This is a genomic window from Microbacterium sp. NPDC077391 (genome assembly GCF_040686955.1).
GTDB lineage: Bacteria > Actinomycetota > Actinomycetes > Actinomycetales > Microbacteriaceae > Microbacterium > Microbacterium commune.
Genome location: NZ_JBFBMI010000001.1, coordinates 373,765 through 390,657, shown reverse-complemented (window position 1 = coordinate 390,657; position 16,893 = coordinate 373,765). Strand labels below are relative to the sequence as shown.

Genomic DNA, 16,893 nt, shown 5'->3' with positions numbered 1-16,893 from the left:
CAGGCTCGGACATCACCCGGCGCGGGTGCTCAGGGCGGTCCTCAGCGCCACCATCCGTCGGCGGGAGCGACGGGAAGATGCCGCTTGTGCCGGGATGCCCGGTACTTCTGCTCGATGATCCCGGCCGCGGCCGGGTCGATCTGCCTGCCCTCGAGGTAGTCGTCGATCTGCTCATAGGTGAGCCCCAGTTCGTCCTCGTCCGCGCGACCGGGCATGCCGTCGAGCAGGTCGGCGGTGGGCACCTTCATGTAAAGGTGCTCGGGGGCGCCGAGCTGTTTCAGCATCGCGCGTCCCTGACGCTTGTTGAGCCCGGCGAGCGGGACGAGGTCTGCGGCCCCGTCGCCGAACTTCGTGTAGAAGCCGGTCACCGCCTCGGCGGAATGATCGGTGCCGATCACGAGCAGTCCGTCGTGGCCGCCGAGTGCGTACTGCACCACCATCCGCAGCCGTGCCTTGATGTTGCCGCGGTTGAAGTCGGAGATGCTCTCGCCGAGGCCCTCCTCGAGGTCGCGTTCGAGCCCGTCGACGCCGTTCTGGATGTTGACCGTCACCGAGCGATCGGCTGCGATGAAGTCGATCGCGGATTCCGCGTCGGCGGCATCCGCCTGCACGCGGAACGGCAGACGCACCGCGAGGAACGTCGCCTCACCCCCGTCGGCTCGCACACGCTCCACGGCGAGCTGGGCGAGGCGGCCGGCGAGGGTGGAGTCCTGCCCGCCCGAGATGCCGAGCACGAAGCCCTTCGCGCCCGTGGCGCGCAGGTAGTCGACGAGGAATCCGATCCTCTTCTCGTTCTCTCCCGCGGGGTCGATGTCGGGCTTCACGCCCAGGTCTTCGATGATCTGCTGCTGCACGGTCATGGCGCCTCCTTCGTCGGTACCAGTCTCCCCCAGCTGAGAGGATGGGGACGTGAGACTTCTCGTCGCCGCCCTGGCATCCGAACTGCAGGCCTTCCCCGCTGAGCTTCCCGGCTTCGACCGCCTGGTCACCGGCCCGGGGAAGCTGATGGCCGCGTACGGCCTGACCCGCGCGCTCGACGCGACGCGCTACGACGAGATCGTCGTGGTCGGCACCGCCGGCGCGGTGGACGACTCCGTCGAGTCGGGGATCTACGACGTGAGCGCGGCGATCCAGCACGATGTGCAGGACCTCGACGGCGTGATCGGTCAGCACGTGTCACTGCCCTCGCGCGTCGAGACGGGTCGGGATGGCGTGACCATCGCCACGGGTGACATCTTCGTCGACGATGCCGATGCGGTCGCGAGAATCCGCGGGCTCGGCGGCGTGCTGGTCGACATGGAGACGTTCTCGTTCATCTGGGTGGCGCAGAAGTTCGACGTGCCGATCCGGGTGATGCGCATCGTGTCGGATCGTGCGCAGGACGGCGCGACCCAGGTGTGGGACGACGTCGTCGCGGCGTGCAGCGCGCAGCTCTGGGAGCACATGCGCCGCGAGTACTCGCTCTGATCAGACCGCGCGCCGCGGTGCGTCGATGACGCTGTGCCCGTCAGGAACGGTGCGGACGCGCAGCTGAGCGGGGATCTGCTCCTGCATCGCTTCGACGTGGCTGATCACCCCGACCGTGCGTCCGCCCTGACGCAGCTCGTCGAGGGTGCGCATCGCCGTCTCGAGCGTGTCGGCGTCGAGTGAGCCGAACCCCTCGTCGATGAAGAGCGTGTCGAGCCGGATGCCCCCGGCACGGGCCGTGACCACCTCGGCCAGTCCCAGCGCGAGCGCGAGCGACGACAGGAACGTCTCGCCGCCGGAGAGCGACTTGGCGGGTCTGGTCTGCCCGGTGAACGCGTCGAAGACGACGATCCCGAGGCCGGATGCTGCGCCGCGTGCGGCCAGCGCGTCGGAGTGGCGCAGCTGATAGCGACCGTCGGACATGTCGTGCAGTCGGAGGTTCGCGGCGGACACGATCTCTTCGAGTTCGGCGGCGAGCACGAAGGTCTCGAGGTTCATCTTGTGCGTGTTGCCCGAACGGCCGGCGAGAGCGTCGGCGAGCCCGCGGAGCACCTCGAACTCGGCTGCCTGCTCGGCCGACGCCGCATGGGCGTGCGCCGCGGAGTCGACGGTCGCGGAGAGGCTCTTCTGCACGCTGCGCGCGCGGCTGTCGGCGTCGACCGCACCCTGCCAGGCATCGCGAGCCTGCTGCGCCCGCTGCTCGGCGGGGGCGAGGTCGATCGGCTCTTCGGGGAGCATGCGCATCTCGAGGTCGAGCAGCAGCGCGCGCTCTTTCTTCACGTCGACCGCATAGGCGGTGATGCGCTCATCGAGAGCCGACAGCTCGGTCGCGCTGATCATCGCGTGCTGGGCTTCGGTGGCGTCGGCGAAGACGGACGCCTCGAGCGCCTCGGTGAGCTCGGCGCCGGCGGCATGGTCACGCCCGGCGGCGTCGGCGTGCGCTTCGATCGCCTCGGCCGCAGCCGTGGCGATCGCGATCTGCTCGTGCGCCTCGGCGACCCGGTCGGCGACCGTGTCGTGATCGCCGCGGGCACGTGCGATGGCCGCGTCGGCGTCGGCGATGCGCTGCTCGGCCAGGGAGAGCTCGGTGCGGGATGAGGCGAGAGCGTCGGATGCCTGCGCTCGGCGCTGCTCGAGGTCGGCGAGGCCGCGATGCAGGTCGTCGAGCCTGGCACTCAGCTCCCGAGAGCGAGCGACGTCGGCTTCGGCCGCATCGCGGGCGGCGACGGCGACGGCGAGTCGTGCACGCGCGTCGTCGGCGCCGAGCCCGCCGGAGCGCTCCCGCGCGGCGGCGAGCTCGGCAGTGCGCTCGGCGAGGGCACGCGATGCGGCGCGCTCTGCTGCCGCCACCGCGTCTCGCGCGATCTCGGCGGCCTCGATGTCGTCGGCCGACACGGGGTCGGCGTGCGCGGCCGGGGCCGGATGCGCGGTCGCGCCGCACACGGCACACGGCTCGCCGTCGACGAGTGCGCTCGCCAGTTCGCCGGCATACCCGTCGAGCCGGCGCCGCCGCAGGTGCGCGAGCTCGGCCTGAGCGCGGGTGTGCGCGTCGGATGCCGCGGACTCCGCAGCAGCGGCAGCGGCGACAGCCGCCCCCAGCCGCTCGACGTCGAGCGCGCCGGCGAGCTGCCTCTCGGCGAGTGCGACGCTCTGAGCCGCGCCGTCGAGCCGGTCCGCGCCGCGTCGGGCGAGGTCGTGCTCGGAGGTCAGCTCTCGGATCTGGGCGGGAAGCGCCTCGTGCTCGGCGTCGAGGGCGGCGAGAGCTGCGGATGCCGCGTCCACCGCGGTGCGCGCGGCTGTCAGCTGAGCGCCGCGTCGAGCGGCGCCCGCCTCGAGCTCGGCGGCCTGCTGCCAGGCGCCGCTCTCGCGCGTGCGCTCGGATGCGAGGTCGCGGTAGGCGGCGGCGCGCATCCGGTCGGGCGTCGCGCCGGGCGACGTCGGGTCTGCCCGCACGAGGCCGGCGGCGCTCGCGACGGCCGCCTCCTCCGCCTGCGCTGCCGCGGCTCGATCGACGGATGCCCTGGTCGCGGCGACGATGAGGGCGCGCAGCGCGTCGGCTGCGCGAGCACGATCACGCCGCGTCGTGGCATCCGCGATCTGGTCGGCCTGCGCGTCCAGCGCCGCCAGTGCCGAGCGGGCGCGATCGCGCTCGGTCTGCGCCTGACGCTGCTCTTTGAGCAGCGCGAGCGCGGCGTCCGCCGTGGCGAGCGCCTTCTCGGCGGCGGCGCGCTCGGTTCCGAGCTGCTCGACCCGGTAGTCGGCCCGTGCGATCGCACGACGAAGACGCTCGACCCTGGCATCCGTCGTATCCGCGACGGCCTCGGCGTCGTCACCCCACAGATCGGCGTCGCCGACGATCCGCTCGGCCTCGTCGAGTCGCGCGTCGACCATCGCCCTGCTGCCGCCGAGGGCCTGCTCGGCCTCGCGCCGACGCTCGTCGAACCGGGTCTGGTAGTCGGCGAACCGGTCGGTGCCGAACAGGCGTCGCAGCAGCGCCTGGCGTTCGCGGCTGTCGGCGAGCAGGAAGTCGGCGAACCGGTTCTGCGCCAGCAGGATCACCTGCAAGAACTGCTCCTGGGTGAGCTGGAGGATCTCGTTCAGCTCATTGGCGACGTCGACCGCGCGAGCCGCGCGTCCGACCCACCCGCCCTCCGTGAGCTCTTCGAGCGAGACCGCGGCCGCCTGCTTGGTGAGCCCTCCGCCACGCTTGGCCGGTCGCTGATACTCGGGCGAGCGCGTGACGCGATACCGGCCGGCGACCGTGCTGAACTCGACGACGACCTCGGTGATGTCGTCGGGTTCGCAGTGGTCGCTGCGCAGCCGCCTCTCGCCTCCCTTCTCGTAGCGGGGAACTCCGCCGTACAGCCCGAAGCAGACCGCGTCGAGGATGCTCGACTTGCCGGCGCCCGTCCGCCCCGCGATCAGGAAGATGCCGTCGTCGGCGAAAGCTTCGAAGTCGATGCTCTGGCGCTCGCGGAACGGCCCGAACCCCTCGATCTCGAGGCGATGCAGCTGCATCAGACGAGCGCCTCGGCACGCACCCGGTCATCGAGCACCTCGCGGATCAGCTCGGCTTCGCGGTCGGTCGCTCCCTGTCCAGCGCGCACGTGCTCGAGGAACGCCTCGATGCGGTCGGCGTCGCTGACCGCGGCGCGCAGTCGCTGCGTGTACGAGCGCTCGTGGGCGACATCCGCCCCCTCGGGCTGGTGCTGCACCAGCGCACAGAACGGGAACCGCTCGCGCAGCCGCCGCATCGGCTCGTGCTGCGGCACGGCGTCGGTGTAGACCGCGCACACCCAGTCATCGAAGTGACGGGCGGCGTTGTCGTCGCTGAGGATCTCGTCGAGCGGCCCGGTGAGCGTCACGAGGGCGCGCGGTACGGGCAGATCGAGCCATTCGACCGACGCGAGGCCGTGCGCGTCGAGGTCGACCAGCCACGAGCCGCGCTGCTTGTGCTGCTCGCCGAAGCTGTAGTGCAGCGGCGCGCCCGAGTAACGCACCCGGTCACTCAGCTGCTGGCGGCCGTGGATGTGCCCGAGGGCCACGTAATCGGGGCCGTCGAGGCCGGCCAGGGGCACCATGTCGAGACCGCCCTGGCGCACCTCGCGCTCGAGCCCTGCGGTCACCTCGACGCCCGCGGCAAAGCAATGTGCGACTGCGACCGATCGACCGGCGTTGATCGCCATGCCCTCGCGCACCAGATCCATGGCGTGCTGCATCACCTGCGCCTGAGTGCGCAGCGCGCGCTCGTCGTCGATCCAGTGCTGCCGCACGATCGCCGGCTCGAGATACGGGATGCCGAAGAAGTGCACCGGGCCGTGCTCGTCGTGCACGGTGACGGGGGTCGAGATCGCGAGCGGATCAGTGAGCACGTGGATGCCGTCGCGCAGCAGACGGGAGTGGAACCCCAGCCGGGCGGCTGAGTCGTGGTTGCCGCTCGTCATGACGACGGTGGCGCCGGTCTCATGCAGCGCCAGCAGCGCATCGTCGAGAAGCGTGTACGCGGATGCCGCCGGCGTGGCCGAATCGAACACATCGCCCGCGACGATAACCACGTCGACCGCGTGCTCACGCACCTGCGCGACCAGCGCGTCGAGCACCTCGGCCAGCGCCTCGAGCGTCGAATGCCCGTGGAACGTGCGGCCGATGTGCCAGTCGGAGGTGTGCAGGATGCGCATACCCACACGGTATGCGGGGCCTCCGACATCGCGTTCGAGGCGTGCCGCGCGGGGCTCACCCGCGCGGGCAGCCGGCCGCGAGTGTCGATCGGGTCAGCGTCGCCGAAGCAGATGCTGCTTGTCGGGGTGCGCGTCGAACCAGTCGGCGACGTACCAGCACACCGGGTCGATCAGGCGGTCGCCGCGCGCCTCGATCTGGGCGACAGCGCCCGCCACCACACGTGCGGCGTACCCGTGGCCACGATGCGTCGGGATCGTGAACGCGCGGGTCATCGCGACGGTCGTGCCATCGTCGCGGTAGTCCAGCACGCTCAGCAGCTCGCCGTCTCTCGTGAGCGCCCAGCGGGAGGCATCCGTCTCATCCAGGAACACGAAATCAGCGGCGTCGGGGGTTGAACTCACCCCACAACGTTACGTCGTATTTCGTCCGCTGGATTGTCACGTTTTGACATGGGACGTCTCGGTGGGAAATAATCGCCCCCATGACCACCAACGCAAGCCCTCTGTCCGCCCAGGAGGCGAACGGGACTGCCGGGATGATGATGCCCGGTCGCGTTGGCATGTGTTGCCGAATGTGTTGCTAAGGCGCAACCACCCAGTCCGACTCGCTGAATTCTCCTCGATCTGAGGGACGAGTCTCTGAGCGCCCACCCTTCGCGCTCATCACCCCACCGGCTCCGCCCGGTCATTCGTGCAACGCATCCCTCGGCTCACGCAAGGAACCATCATCATGTCGAACACCGCCCTCCTCGAGCGTCCCGTCACCGCCCCCGTCCGCGTCGTCTCGCCCACAGACGCCGCCGCCGACCTCCCGTCCGTCCGCTCGCCGCGCGGCTTTGCCCTCTACGTCGGCATCGACGAGATCAAGGCCGCATCCGCCGGGGTCAGCCTCCCCGTGCTCGTCGACGCACTGCGCCGCACGCTCGCGGAACTCGCTCCGACCGCCGAGACGCACGCCACCGTCGCCCTGGCTCCGCAGTCGGCCGGTGGTCGCGACCTCGACGTCGTGCGCCTCGCCCTGCACGAGCCCGGCGCCATCGCCCGTGCCAACGCCGCCGTCGAGGAGGAGAAGGACGAGGAATCGGGCGTCGTCGTCGACATCTCCCGCAAGCGCGTGCTGCTCGACGGCGAATCGGCCTCGTTCACGTACAAGGAGTTCGAGCTGCTGCAGTACCTGGTGCTGCGCGAAGGCCGCACCATCGAGCGCAGCGAGCTGGTCTCCGCCCTGTGGCAGGCATCCACCGACGAGGAGGCGCCCGGCGAGCGCACCATCGACGTGCACGTGCGTCGCCTGCGCGCCAAGCTCGGCCGCCACGAGGACATCGTGCGCACCGTGCGCGGTGTCGGCTACCGCTTCGACCGTCACGCCGACGTGTCGATCCGCTACGGCCACGGCACGCCTTCGCCCGACCGCTTCTGATCCACCTCTTCCGCCGTCGACCCTTTCGCCGAGACCCCCACTTGCCGCCGACACCCCCCCCCCCCCCCCGGATAAGACCGTACGCAGACAGGGGTGTCGGCAGCAGATGGGGGGGTGTCGCCGGCCAGAGAGACTCATCCCGGAGGAGATGTCAGGGACGGCACGTAGAGTTCCTGCATGACCCTGATGACGGATGCCGCCGCGCCCGCACCGGCGCGCGAGTCCGTCTATCGTCCGCCGCATCCGCTCCATCTCGGCCGCACGGTCGGGATGCTGCGACGTGGCGGCGGCGATCCCACGATGGTCATCGACGGCGGCCGGATCTGGATGGCCTTCCGGACGGATGCCGGGATCGCCACGCTCTGCCTTCGTCAGGGCTCCGACGGGATCCACGCTTCGGCCTGGGGCCCGGGTGCTGATGAGGCCATCGACGTCGTTCCGCGGCTGTGCGGCGCCGACGACGATGATGACGGTTTCGTCATCGGGCATCCGCAGCTCGAGGACGTGGCGCGGCGGCATCCGGGCATCCGGATGGCCCGCACCGACCGCGTCTTCGACGCCCTCGCATGCGCGATCATCGAGCAGAAGGTCACCGGCATGCAGGCGTTCGGCGCCTGGCGGTATCTCGTCACCCGCTTCGGCGAGCGCGCGCCCGGCCCGACGCCGCGACCCATGTTCGCCTCACCCTCGCATGAGGTGTGGCGGGGCATCCCGTCGTGGCAGTGGCACCGCGCGGCCGTCGAGCCGCCGCAGTCGCGCACGATCGTCGCCGCTGCACGCCGCGGCGCGAGCGTCGAGCGCGCGACGCTCCGCGCGATCGACGGGGCAGAGAGGGACCGAGTGCTGACGAGCCTGCCCGGGGTCGGCGTGTGGACCTCCGCCGAGACGCGCATCCGGGCCCTCGGCGACCCCGACGCCGTGAGCGTGGGCGACTACCACCTGGCGCACGAGGTCGGCTTCGCGCTCACCGGTCACCGCACCGATGACGACGGGATGCTCGAGCTGCTCGCCCCGTGGAGCGGGCATCGCCAGCGCATCGTCCGCCTGATCTGGGCGTCCGGGTCACGGGAGCCGCGCCGCGGCGCCCGCCTCGCCCCCGAGGATCACCGCGACCGCTGACGACGGTGCCGTCATCCGCGCCCTCCGGAAGGGGTGCCGGCGTGCCGCGGCACGGATGTCGGCGGACCGCACGAATGTCGGCGGAAACAAGCGGTTCGGACCGACATCCGTGATTCTCGCCGACATCTGCCCGGGACACCACACGGGGAGCGCGTCAGTAATACACGGCGAGGGGTCCGTGCGGGCCGTCGATCACCTGCACGGGCGTCTCGAACACGCGCGTGAGCACCTCGTCGGTCATGATCTCGGCGGGCGTGCCGAACTCGACGACCTGGCCGTCCTTCATGGCGCAGATGCGGTCGGCGTAGTGTCCGGCGAAGTTGATGTCGTGCAGCACGATCACGATCGTGCGGCCGAGCTCGTCGGCGGCGCGGCGCAGCTGCGCCATCATCGTGACGGCGTGCTTCATGTCGAGGTTGTTCAGCGGCTCGTCGAGCAGCACGACATCCGTGTCCTGCGCGAGCACCATCGCGACGTACGCCCGCTGACGCTGCCCACCCGACAGCTCGTCGAGGTAGCGATGCTCGAGCATCCCGAGATCGAGGAAATCGATCGAGCGGCTGATGACGTCCTCATCCGCCCTGGTCAGCCGCCCCTTCGAATGCGGGAAGCGGCCGAAGCCGACCAGCTGGCGCACCGTCAGCCGGGTCACGAAGTGGTTCTCCTGACGCAGGATCGACACGACCTTCGCGAGATCGGCCGACTTCGCCGACGCGACGTCGAGTCCCGCGATGGCGATCGATCCGGCATCCATCCCCATCAGCCGTCCGACCATCGTCAGCAGCGTCGACTTGCCCGCCCCGTTCGGTCCGATCAGCGCCGTGATGCCGCCCTCGGGGATGACGAGGTCGACGGGCCCGATCGCGACGTCGGTCGCATACTCGCGGCGAACCTTCTCGATGGTGATCACAGGCGTCCCTTCTTGAGGATGACGATGAGGAACACGACGCCGCCGACGAGCTCGATGATGATCGAGACGACGCCCTGCGCGTAGAACACGTTGCGCATCACGAAGTACGCGCCCGACAGGATGGTGAAGGCGGTCAGCGCGGCGATGGGGAACACCAGGCGGTGATCGTCCGATCCGGCGAACTGGTACGCGAGCGTCGCGACGAGGAACCCGAGGAAGGTCATCGGCCCGACCAGCGCCGTCGACGTCGCCATCAGCACGGCGACGAGGAAGAGCGTGATCATCAGCTCGCGCCGGTGGTTCACCCCGAGCGCGTTCGCGGTGTCGGCGCCGAGCGCCATCACGTTGAGCCGGCGGGCGCGCATCCACAGCAGGACGGATGCCACGACGCACAGCGGCACGGCGAGCGGGAGGTACGACGCGTCGGCGTTGGAGATGTTGCCGAACAGTCGCGCGGCGAGCACGTCGAACTCGCTGGGGGTGAGCAGCCGCTGCATGAAGGTGGCGATCGCCCCCAGCCCTCCGCCGATCACGATGCCGATCAGCAGCATGATCTGCAGGTTGGCGTAGCGTCCGGTGAGCAGCCAGCCGTAGAGCAGCATCGCGAGGGCCACCATGACGGCGATCTGGATGCCGAACTGCAGCAGCCCCTGCATGGCGACCAGGCCCGCGATGCCGAACAGGTAGACCGACGAGGTCTGCACGGCCCGGTACAGCGACTCGAATCCGAGGATCGACGGGGTGACGATCCGGTTCGTCGCGACGGTCTGGAAGCTCACGGTGGCCACCGCCTGGCAGACGGCGACGATGATCATCACGAGCACGTTCGTGAAGCGCAGCTCGGCGATGCGCCAGAAACCGTCCGTGCCGAACGGCATCGGGTTGTCCCAGGCGAGCAGTCCGATGCCGAATCCGACCGAGAGCACGACCAGGATCGTCAGCGCGATCAGATAGCGACGTCGGGCACGGGCATCCGCGAACCAGCCGGCGGCGGCGCGCATCGGCCTCTGCTGCGCGACGTTCGCCCGCCCGAGCAGGTCGACCCGCCTAAGCACGGCGACGCTGCCTGAGCAGGAGGAGCACGAACACGACCGCGCCGACGATGCCGAGAATCAGCGACACCGGCACCTCGAACGGCATCACGATGGTGCGACCGATCAGGTCGCAGAGCGTGACGATGCCGATGCCGAGCAGGCACACCCACGGCAGGTTGCTGCGCAGGTCGTCGCCGCGCAGCATCGAGACGATGTTGGGCACGATCAGGCCGAGGAAGGGCAGGTTGCCGACGACCACGGTGACGACGCCGGTGACGACGGCGATGAGTGCGGTGCCGAGAAGCATGATGCGGTCGTAGTCGAGCCCGACGTTCGTGGCGATCTCCTCGCCGAGACCGGCGACGGTCAGCCGATCGGCGACGACGAAGACGATCACGCCGACCACGGCGACGATCCACAGCATCTCGTACTGGCCGCGCAGCACCGAGGTGAAGCTGCCGGCGAACCAGACGCCCAGGCTCTGCAGCGTGTTGGTGGCCAGGGCGAGGTAGGTCGATACGGCTCCGACCACCGCGCCGAGCATGATGCCGACGATCGGCACGATGAGCGACGATCGCAGCGACACCCGCTTCAGGAAGAGGAAGAAGATCATCGTGCCGATGAACGCCGCGATGACGGCGCCCGCCATGCGCAGCGGCAGCGACGGCTGCGGCACGAGCACCATGACCGTGAGCAGGCCGAGGCCCGCCCATTCCGTGGTGCCGGTCGTGGTCGGCTCGACGAAGCGGTTCTGCGTGAGCAGCTGCATGACGAGCCCGGCCATGGCCATCGAGGCACCCGCGAGCACGAGGGCGATGGTGCGCGGGATGCGGGTGATCTGGAACATATCGGCGCCGTCGGGACTGCCGGAGATGTCGTAGACGCCGGTGAGCAGGGAGGCGACGAGCAGGGCGGCGACGACGAGGACACCGATCAGCAGCTTGCCGTCGAAGAGGCGCCCGCGGGTCGCCGCACCCGGGCGTGGGGCGGGAGCCGGGGCGGGCTCGGAGAGGGGACGTGTGCGTGTCATGGTGCGAGGGCGCGGTGGCATCCGGGATCGGCCGGACGCCACCGCGCTGATGTCACTTCGCGGACTTCTCGAGCGCGTCGGCGAAGTCGTTGAGGAAGGTCGTGTACGTCTGGATGCCCTCGTTGAGGTACGTGTCAGTGGGCATGTAGACGATCTGGTCGCTCCGGACAGCGGTGACGGATGCCAGCGCCTCGGAGTTCTCGAGGATCTCGGCCGCCTGCACGTAGTTCGGCTCCTGGTCGGCGAACACGGCATCGCGGTCCATGACGAGGATCCAGTCGGGGTCCGCCTTCGCGATCGCCTCGACCGAGATGTCGTCACCCTGATGGTCGTCGGTGGCGCCGTCGACCTCGAGCGCGGGGCTGAGACCCAGGATGTCGAAGATCGGACCGAGGGTGCGGCCGGCACTCGGGGCGATGTAGCCGATCTCGCCCCCGGACGTGGTGACGGCCATGACCGAGTCCGCGTCGTCGTAGGCGTCCTTGACGCGGGCCACAGCGGCGTCGAAGTCGTCGACGAGCTGCTGCGCCTCCTTCTGCTTTCCGAACACCTCGCCGAGCACGGTGACCTGACGCTTGAGCTCGTCATCGAAGGGCTCGCCCTCGCGGGGGTCGAGCTCGAGGATGGTCGCGTCGGGCACCAGGCTCGCGAGCTTGTCGTGGTGCTGCGTGAAGCGCTGACCGTTGATGATCAGGTCGGGTTCGACGGCGACGACCGACTCGAGGTCGGGTTCGTTGTGGCTGCCGAGGTCGATGATGCTCTCGTCGGTCTTGTATCCCACGGTCGTGGGCATGAGGGTGACCGCGCCGGCGGCGAGTTCGATGCCCCAGTCGCTGAGCGTCTGGAAGGTGCGGTTGTCGGTGGCGACGACAGACGTGGGCGGGGTGGCGATCTTGTGCGTGCCGTTGTTGTCCTCGACGGTGACCGTGCCGCTCGTGGGCGCGGCCTCGTCGGCTTCGGCAGCGGGGTCTGCGGCGCAGCCGGCGAGGGCGAGGACGCTGACGAGACCGAGTGCGGTTCCGCCGAGGATTCGGGGCACGGGCATGGAGAGCTCCTGTTCTGCGTGGGGTGATGCGCTGGCTGCGCGATGGTGAACTCACTGTCACCGCGACTTAGGTTAGCCTCACTTTATGAGCGATGTGAAATCAGGTTTCTCGATCCAACGCCAGGGACTCGATCTGCGCTTCCGTGCCGCGGCCCTCGCATCGCGCGAGTGGCTCGCCCCCGATTACGTGCGCGTCCGGCTGACCGGCGACCAGCTCGCCGGTTTCACATCGCTTGGCGCCGACGACCACATGCGCCTGTTCTTCGCATCCGAACCGACCGATTCGGATGACGAGCTGCGCGCCTCGCCGAGCCGCGAGTACACCCCGCTCGTGTGGGGTGAGGACTGGCTCGACGTCGAGTTCGCCGTGCACGGAGGCGAGGGCGTGGGCGCCCGGTGGGCGGCATCCGCTCCGATCGGCTCGTTCGTGGGCGTCGGCGGACCGCGCGGCTCTGCCGTGCTGACCGGTACGCCTGACTCGTGGCTGCTGGTCGGCGACGAGACCGCGATCCCGGCGATCCGGCGGTTCGCGGCGATGATCCCCGCCGATGCGCCGGCACGCATCGTCGTCGAGGTCGTCTCGGATGCCGACCAGGTCGAGATCGACGCGCCGGTAGCCGTCGAGTGGCTGCATCGCGGCAACGCGCTGGCGGGCTCATCGCTGATCGCCTTCCTCGACACCCTCGACGAGACGGATGCCGTGGGCGCCGACCCCTTCGTGTTCATCGCCGCCGAGCAGCAGATCGTCAAGCCGGGCCGCGCACTGCTCGCCCGCTGGGGCGTCGACGTGTCGAAGGCCGTTGTGAAGGGCTACTGGAAGCGCGACGAGGCGGAGTACCACGCCCCGCACTGAGCCGTGCCTGGCCCGTTCGGCGAGACGTGCTCTCCCCCGCCCGACGTCTGTTCGGAACATGCGGAGCCGACCGACCAGCGGCTCCACCTGGGGCGATCCACCGGCCTGAGAGCCGGCGAGCGCCGCCGCTGAAAGAATGATCCGGTGAGTCTGTTCGCCTTCGGCCCCTCCCGCGGCCCGCGCTGGCAGCTCGGCCTGCAGGCGGCTCTCGGGATCGCCGTGCCGATCGCCGTGATGACCGTGGTCGATCAGCCGATGCTGGGGTACATCGCCGCGTCGGGGGCATTCACCGTGCTGTTCGCCGGGACCCTGCCCGTGATCGAGCGGGCGCGGATGCTGCCGTTCGTGGGTGCCGCTCTCGTCATCTGTGCGGCGCTCGGGGCCGCGGTCGCGCACGATCCTCTACTGGTCAGCATCGGCATCGTGCTCGTCGCGAGTGTGAGCGCGGCCCTCGCCTTCGGCTTTCGGCTGGGCCCGCCCGGGCCCCTGTTCTTCGTGCTCGTGTTCGGCCTGTCGGCAACGGTGGTGCGATCCGCTCCGATCACGCCCGCCGGCTACGTCGCCGCGATCGCCGCCGGATGCGCGTTCTCGTATCTGATCGCGGTGTCGCCCCTGGCCCTGGCTCGGGTCGGCGCCCGTCGTGCCCACCCACTTCGGCAGCTCTTCCCTGGGCCGTCGTGGGATGCGGATGGCCGGATGCTGCTGCTGCGTGTCGTCCTCGTGAGCATGCTCGGCGTGGTCGTGAGTCTGTTCCTCGACCCCGCGCGGGCGTACTGGATCGTCGGAGCTGCGGTCGCGGTGATCGGGATCGCGTCGAGCAGACGGGCGGCGCTGCAGCGTGCGACGCACCGGTTGCTGGGAACGATCGCGGGCGCCGGAGTCTATGCGCTGCTGGCGCTGCTGCACCCGAGCGGTCTGTGGCTGGCGGCGCTGCTGGGCGTGTTGCAGTTCTCGATCGAGCTGGTGGTCGTGCGTCACTACGCCCTGGCGCTGACGCTCATCACCCCGCTGGTGCTGCTTCTTCTCGGCGCGGCCACGGGAAGCACGGGCGACATGTCCATCGCGATGGAACGCGTTGTCGATACTCTGGCGGGCGCCGCGCTTGGCGCGCTCTCTGGCCTGCTGCACCCCCGCTCTGATCCGTCGCGCGCTGCTCACCCCGCCCCTGCCTGACCGCCCGTGCTCCAAGTGGAACCGCTGCTCCTTCCGGTATGAGTTTCTGCCGCTCAACCGCGGATCAGGCGACACGAACTCATACCGGAGCGAGAAGCGGTTCCGGGGGCGGGGGGTCAGCGCATCAGGACGCTGCGACAGGCCAGGTGCAGAGCGAGCCGCGCATCCGGATCCCGCATGTCGATGCCGAGCAGCTCCTGCGCGCGGCGTATGCGCACCGCGACGGTGTTGCGGTGCAGGCCGAGGGCGATGGCGGTCGCCGCGATGCCCGACTCGTGGTCGAGATACGCGGCGAGCGTGGTCAGCAGCTCACCCGTTCCCTCCCGAAGCGGGGCGAGCAGCGACTCCGCAGCCGGCACGAAGGTGTCGTTGCCGGTCCACGCGAGAAGCAGCTGCTCGAGGCCGAGGCTGTCGACCCGCACGAACCAGCCTGCTGCCGAGCGCGCGGCGGCGATCTTCGCCGCGTCTGCGGCTTCGTCGAGCGTGGCGCCCAATCCCGCAGGGCCGGGTTGCAGCGAGCCGACGCCGGTCGCGACGGCGAAATCACGTAGAGCCTCCGCATGCAGCTCGCGCAGCGCAGCGACCGCGCGCTCGACCTTCTCTGCGCTGGGCTGCTGCGCGAAGGTCAGCCACCCGCTCACTCCGCTTCCGGCTGAGGTCGCGTGCGATTCGGCGTCGATCGATCCGAGACCGGAGCGCAGCGATCGCAGCAGCGAGAATGCGTCGACCCGTCCCCGGGCCGTCATGTGGAAGGCCAGATGATGGCCCTGGGTGCGCCATCCCCGTTCGGACATCCGTCGATCGACGTCGTCGTCGGCAGCACCCCTCAGGTCGGTGAAGTCACGCAGCAGCGCCGACGACACGGCGACCTCGTTGATCGCGGCCACCTCGTCGATGAGGATGCGAGCGGCGACGGCCGGCATGGCGACCTGGGCTGCGACCGAGAGTGCCTGCAGCTGCGGTTCCCCGATCCCGTCGCCGAAGAGCACGAGGCGCAGCCCCGTCCGTGCGGGACTGTCGACACGCACGGATGCGGCCGCTGCGTGCTCGGTGCGGGCGAGGTCCGCCCACGATTCGAAGCCGATACCCGCATGCAGGTCTGGGCTGAGATGCCCTCCCGCCTCGAGGACGACTCCCGCGCGGTCGACGAGGGCGACCCCGGTGCTGAGGTTCGCGGCGATGTGCCGCAGCAGGTCCCCGAGATCCTGCGCGGAGTACTCGAACGACTGGGCGACCTTCCGCACCTGCCCCAGGGTGAGCGCGTCACGGGCCTCGATGAGCATCCAGCAGGCCTTCGCCAGCTGGATGGGGCGCGCGACGTCGAGCAGCGCGAGTCGGAGGCGGTTGGCGAGTCGACGGGCGCCCGGGTCGATCGCCGCCGCGCCCGGCACGGCGAGACCGGAGTACCCGCGGTCGCGCACGCGGCGGAGCAGCGCATCCTGCTGCCACGTCGTGCGCGGGATGCCGGAAGTGAGCACCGCGAGTCGGTGCTGCACGGGGTCGGCGAGGTCGGATTCGTCGTTCTCGATCACGACGGCATCCCACTCGACATCCTCCGGTCCGGCCACGAGCGTCAGACCGCCGTTGTCGGGGTAGGAGAGCAGAGCGCTCAGTCGCAGGGGGCTGCTCATGCCACGTCCAGCTCATCCAGGCCGTAGGCCGAGGGCGTGACGCGGCGCAGCCGGTCGGGGCGCGCGTGCCACCACGACGGAGCCGGAATCGCGAGAACGGCGACGTGGCGTGCGAGGGTGAGCTCGGTGACCTCGAGCACGTCGCGCGAGATCGCATCGACGACGACGATCACGGTGGGTGCCGCGGCGACCACCCGACCGTCGCTGAGCACCGCGAGAGTCTCGGACCGGGTGATCACGCGGTGGACCCCGCCGTCGACGCCCATGATCTCGACGGCGCTCACGGACGGATCCGCGACGAGGGATGCTGTGGAGAGGATGCGCCCTTCGGTCACGAGCTGCGCACCCAGGGCGTCCGCGAGCTCGACCAGGGACCGATCCGATGTGGCCACGAACGCGCGACCGACGCGAAGGGTGTGAGCGAGGTGACCGACGATGGCGTGCTCGCGCAGATCCCCGACCGTGAATCCCGCGAACACGGCGCACCCCGCACCGCCTGCCTGGATGATGGCGGCACGCGCCACGCGCTCGGCGTCGATCCCCCGAGTCGCCTCGACGACCGCGACACCCCCGCCTCCGGTGTCGCATGCCACGATGACCCCGGGCAGCCCGTCGACGAACAACGACATCTGGTCGAGCCCCGGCACCGCACGGCCCGTGCAGTCGGCGTCGACCACGATGTGCGAATCCGCCAGCATCAGGGGCGCCAGGCCGTTCATGCCGCCGCCTTCCAGCGAGCAGACCGCGGGTATCTCGTGACCCATCCAGCGCTCGACCGCCCTGAGCACCGGAGCGAACGGCTCGCTGCCGGGCATCCGCTCGCCCAGCAGGATCGTGGATCCGACGAATGCCACGCCGAGGCACGGCGTCGCCGGATCGAGCGACTCCGGTGCCGCGACCTGGAGCGGCCAGGTGGCCGACCCGGCGAGGATGAGCTCGAGCATGGTGGTCGATCCCCCACCGCCCGAGCCGAACAGCGCGTAACCACGCGCGAGCGCGGTCAGATCGTCACGCCCGAGCAGGCTCACCATGA

15 protein-coding genes are annotated in these 16,893 nt (G+C 70.1%); 5 read left to right on the top strand and 10 right to left on the bottom strand.

Going from position 1 to position 16,893, the window contains the following annotated elements; all coding sequences use genetic code 11:
* Nucleotides 1–41: 41 nt before the first annotated feature.
* Nucleotides 42–860 (bottom strand): ammonia-dependent NAD(+) synthetase, encoded by an 819-nt coding sequence (gene nadE / locus AB0O65_RS01780; RefSeq protein WP_363382539.1) that lies wholly within the window; start codon nucleotides 858–860, stop codon nucleotides 42–44.
* Between the two features lie 49 nt (nucleotides 861–909).
* On the opposite strand from nadE, the gene AB0O65_RS01775 reads away from it, so the two are divergent.
* Entirely contained in the window at nucleotides 910–1,467 is a 558-nt protein-coding gene (locus tag AB0O65_RS01775; RefSeq protein ID WP_071645014.1) for a nucleoside phosphorylase, read from the top strand.
* Here AB0O65_RS01775 and AB0O65_RS01770 read toward each other — a convergent pair whose 3' ends face one another.
* The 3 genes from AB0O65_RS01770 to AB0O65_RS01760 all read right to left on the bottom strand — a co-directional run bounded on the left by AB0O65_RS01770 (nucleotide 1,468) and on the right by AB0O65_RS01760 (nucleotide 6,047).
* Nucleotides 1,468–4,485 (bottom strand): SMC family ATPase, encoded by a 3,018-nt coding sequence (locus AB0O65_RS01770; protein ID WP_363382536.1) that lies wholly within the window; start codon nucleotides 4,483–4,485, stop codon nucleotides 1,468–1,470.
* Nucleotides 4,485–5,645 carry an exonuclease SbcCD subunit D gene (locus AB0O65_RS01765; RefSeq protein ID WP_363382534.1) on the bottom strand — a complete coding sequence of 387 codons (1,161 nt, stop codon included), beginning with the start codon at nucleotides 5,643–5,645 and terminating at the stop codon, nucleotides 4,485–4,487. Before AB0O65_RS01765 ends, AB0O65_RS01770 begins: the two co-directional genes overlap by 1 nt.
* Before the next feature lie 93 nt (nucleotides 5,646–5,738).
* Complete coding sequence (locus AB0O65_RS01760; protein ID WP_313479004.1) at nucleotides 5,739–6,047, bottom strand: N-acetyltransferase; 309 nt, start codon at nucleotides 6,045–6,047, stop codon at nucleotides 5,739–5,741.
* Nucleotides 6,048–6,375: 328 nt separating this feature from the next.
* Between AB0O65_RS01760 and AB0O65_RS01755 the strand changes: the two genes are divergently transcribed.
* Nucleotides 6,376–7,065 (top strand): winged helix-turn-helix domain-containing protein, encoded by a 690-nt coding sequence (locus AB0O65_RS01755; protein ID WP_071644779.1) that lies wholly within the window; start codon nucleotides 6,376–6,378, stop codon nucleotides 7,063–7,065.
* Between the two features lie 177 nt (nucleotides 7,066–7,242).
* Nucleotides 7,243–8,184: a DNA-3-methyladenine glycosylase 2 family protein gene (locus AB0O65_RS01750; protein WP_313479007.1), complete on the top strand. Its 942-nt coding sequence runs from the start codon at nucleotides 7,243–7,245 to the stop codon at nucleotides 8,182–8,184.
* Between the two features lie 154 nt (nucleotides 8,185–8,338).
* Here AB0O65_RS01750 and AB0O65_RS01745 read toward each other — a convergent pair whose 3' ends face one another.
* From AB0O65_RS01745 to AB0O65_RS01730, 4 genes are read right to left on the bottom strand one after another with little or no spacing between them, the layout of a single operon-like run.
* Nucleotides 8,339–9,094: an ATP-binding cassette domain-containing protein gene (locus tag AB0O65_RS01745; protein WP_191712152.1), complete on the bottom strand. Its 756-nt coding sequence runs from the start codon at nucleotides 9,092–9,094 to the stop codon at nucleotides 8,339–8,341.
* Nucleotides 9,091–10,095: an iron chelate uptake ABC transporter family permease subunit gene (locus AB0O65_RS01740; protein ID WP_313479435.1), complete on the bottom strand. Its 1,005-nt coding sequence runs from the start codon at nucleotides 10,093–10,095 to the stop codon at nucleotides 9,091–9,093. Before AB0O65_RS01740 ends, AB0O65_RS01745 begins: the two co-directional genes overlap by 4 nt.
* A gap of 46 nt (nucleotides 10,096–10,141) precedes the next feature.
* Nucleotides 10,142–11,158: an iron chelate uptake ABC transporter family permease subunit gene (locus AB0O65_RS01735; RefSeq protein ID WP_363382530.1), complete on the bottom strand. Its 1,017-nt coding sequence runs from the start codon at nucleotides 11,156–11,158 to the stop codon at nucleotides 10,142–10,144.
* A 52-nt stretch (nucleotides 11,159–11,210) separates the two neighbouring features.
* A complete protein-coding gene (locus tag AB0O65_RS01730) occupies nucleotides 11,211–12,203 on the bottom strand; it encodes an ABC transporter substrate-binding protein (RefSeq protein WP_363382528.1) in 993 nt (330 codons plus the stop codon).
* An 85-nt stretch (nucleotides 12,204–12,288) separates the two neighbouring features.
* Here AB0O65_RS01730 and AB0O65_RS01725 point away from each other — a divergent pair, with 85 nt between their 5' ends.
* Together AB0O65_RS01725 and AB0O65_RS01720 are read left to right on the top strand one after the other, a co-directional pair.
* The gene (locus AB0O65_RS01725; protein ID WP_363382525.1) at nucleotides 12,289–13,056 is read left to right on the top strand and encodes a siderophore-interacting protein; all 768 of its coding nucleotides are present in this window, start codon (nucleotides 12,289–12,291) and stop codon (nucleotides 13,054–13,056) included.
* Between the two features lie 144 nt (nucleotides 13,057–13,200).
* Nucleotides 13,201–14,229, top strand: a complete 1,029-nt coding sequence (locus AB0O65_RS01720; RefSeq protein WP_363382522.1) for an FUSC family protein — start codon at nucleotides 13,201–13,203, stop codon at nucleotides 14,227–14,229.
* A gap of 116 nt (nucleotides 14,230–14,345) precedes the next feature.
* On the opposite strand, the gene AB0O65_RS01715 is transcribed toward AB0O65_RS01720, so the two are convergent.
* Together AB0O65_RS01715 and AB0O65_RS01710 are read right to left on the bottom strand one after the other, a co-directional pair.
* Nucleotides 14,346–15,860, bottom strand: a complete 1,515-nt coding sequence (locus AB0O65_RS01715; protein ID WP_071644772.1) for a helix-turn-helix domain-containing protein — start codon at nucleotides 15,858–15,860, stop codon at nucleotides 14,346–14,348.
* Nucleotides 15,857–16,891, bottom strand: a complete 1,035-nt coding sequence (locus tag AB0O65_RS01710; protein WP_071644771.1) for a DUF917 family protein — start codon at nucleotides 16,889–16,891, stop codon at nucleotides 15,857–15,859. Before AB0O65_RS01710 ends, AB0O65_RS01715 begins: the two co-directional genes overlap by 4 nt.
* Between the last annotated feature and the right edge of the window lie 2 nt (nucleotides 16,892–16,893).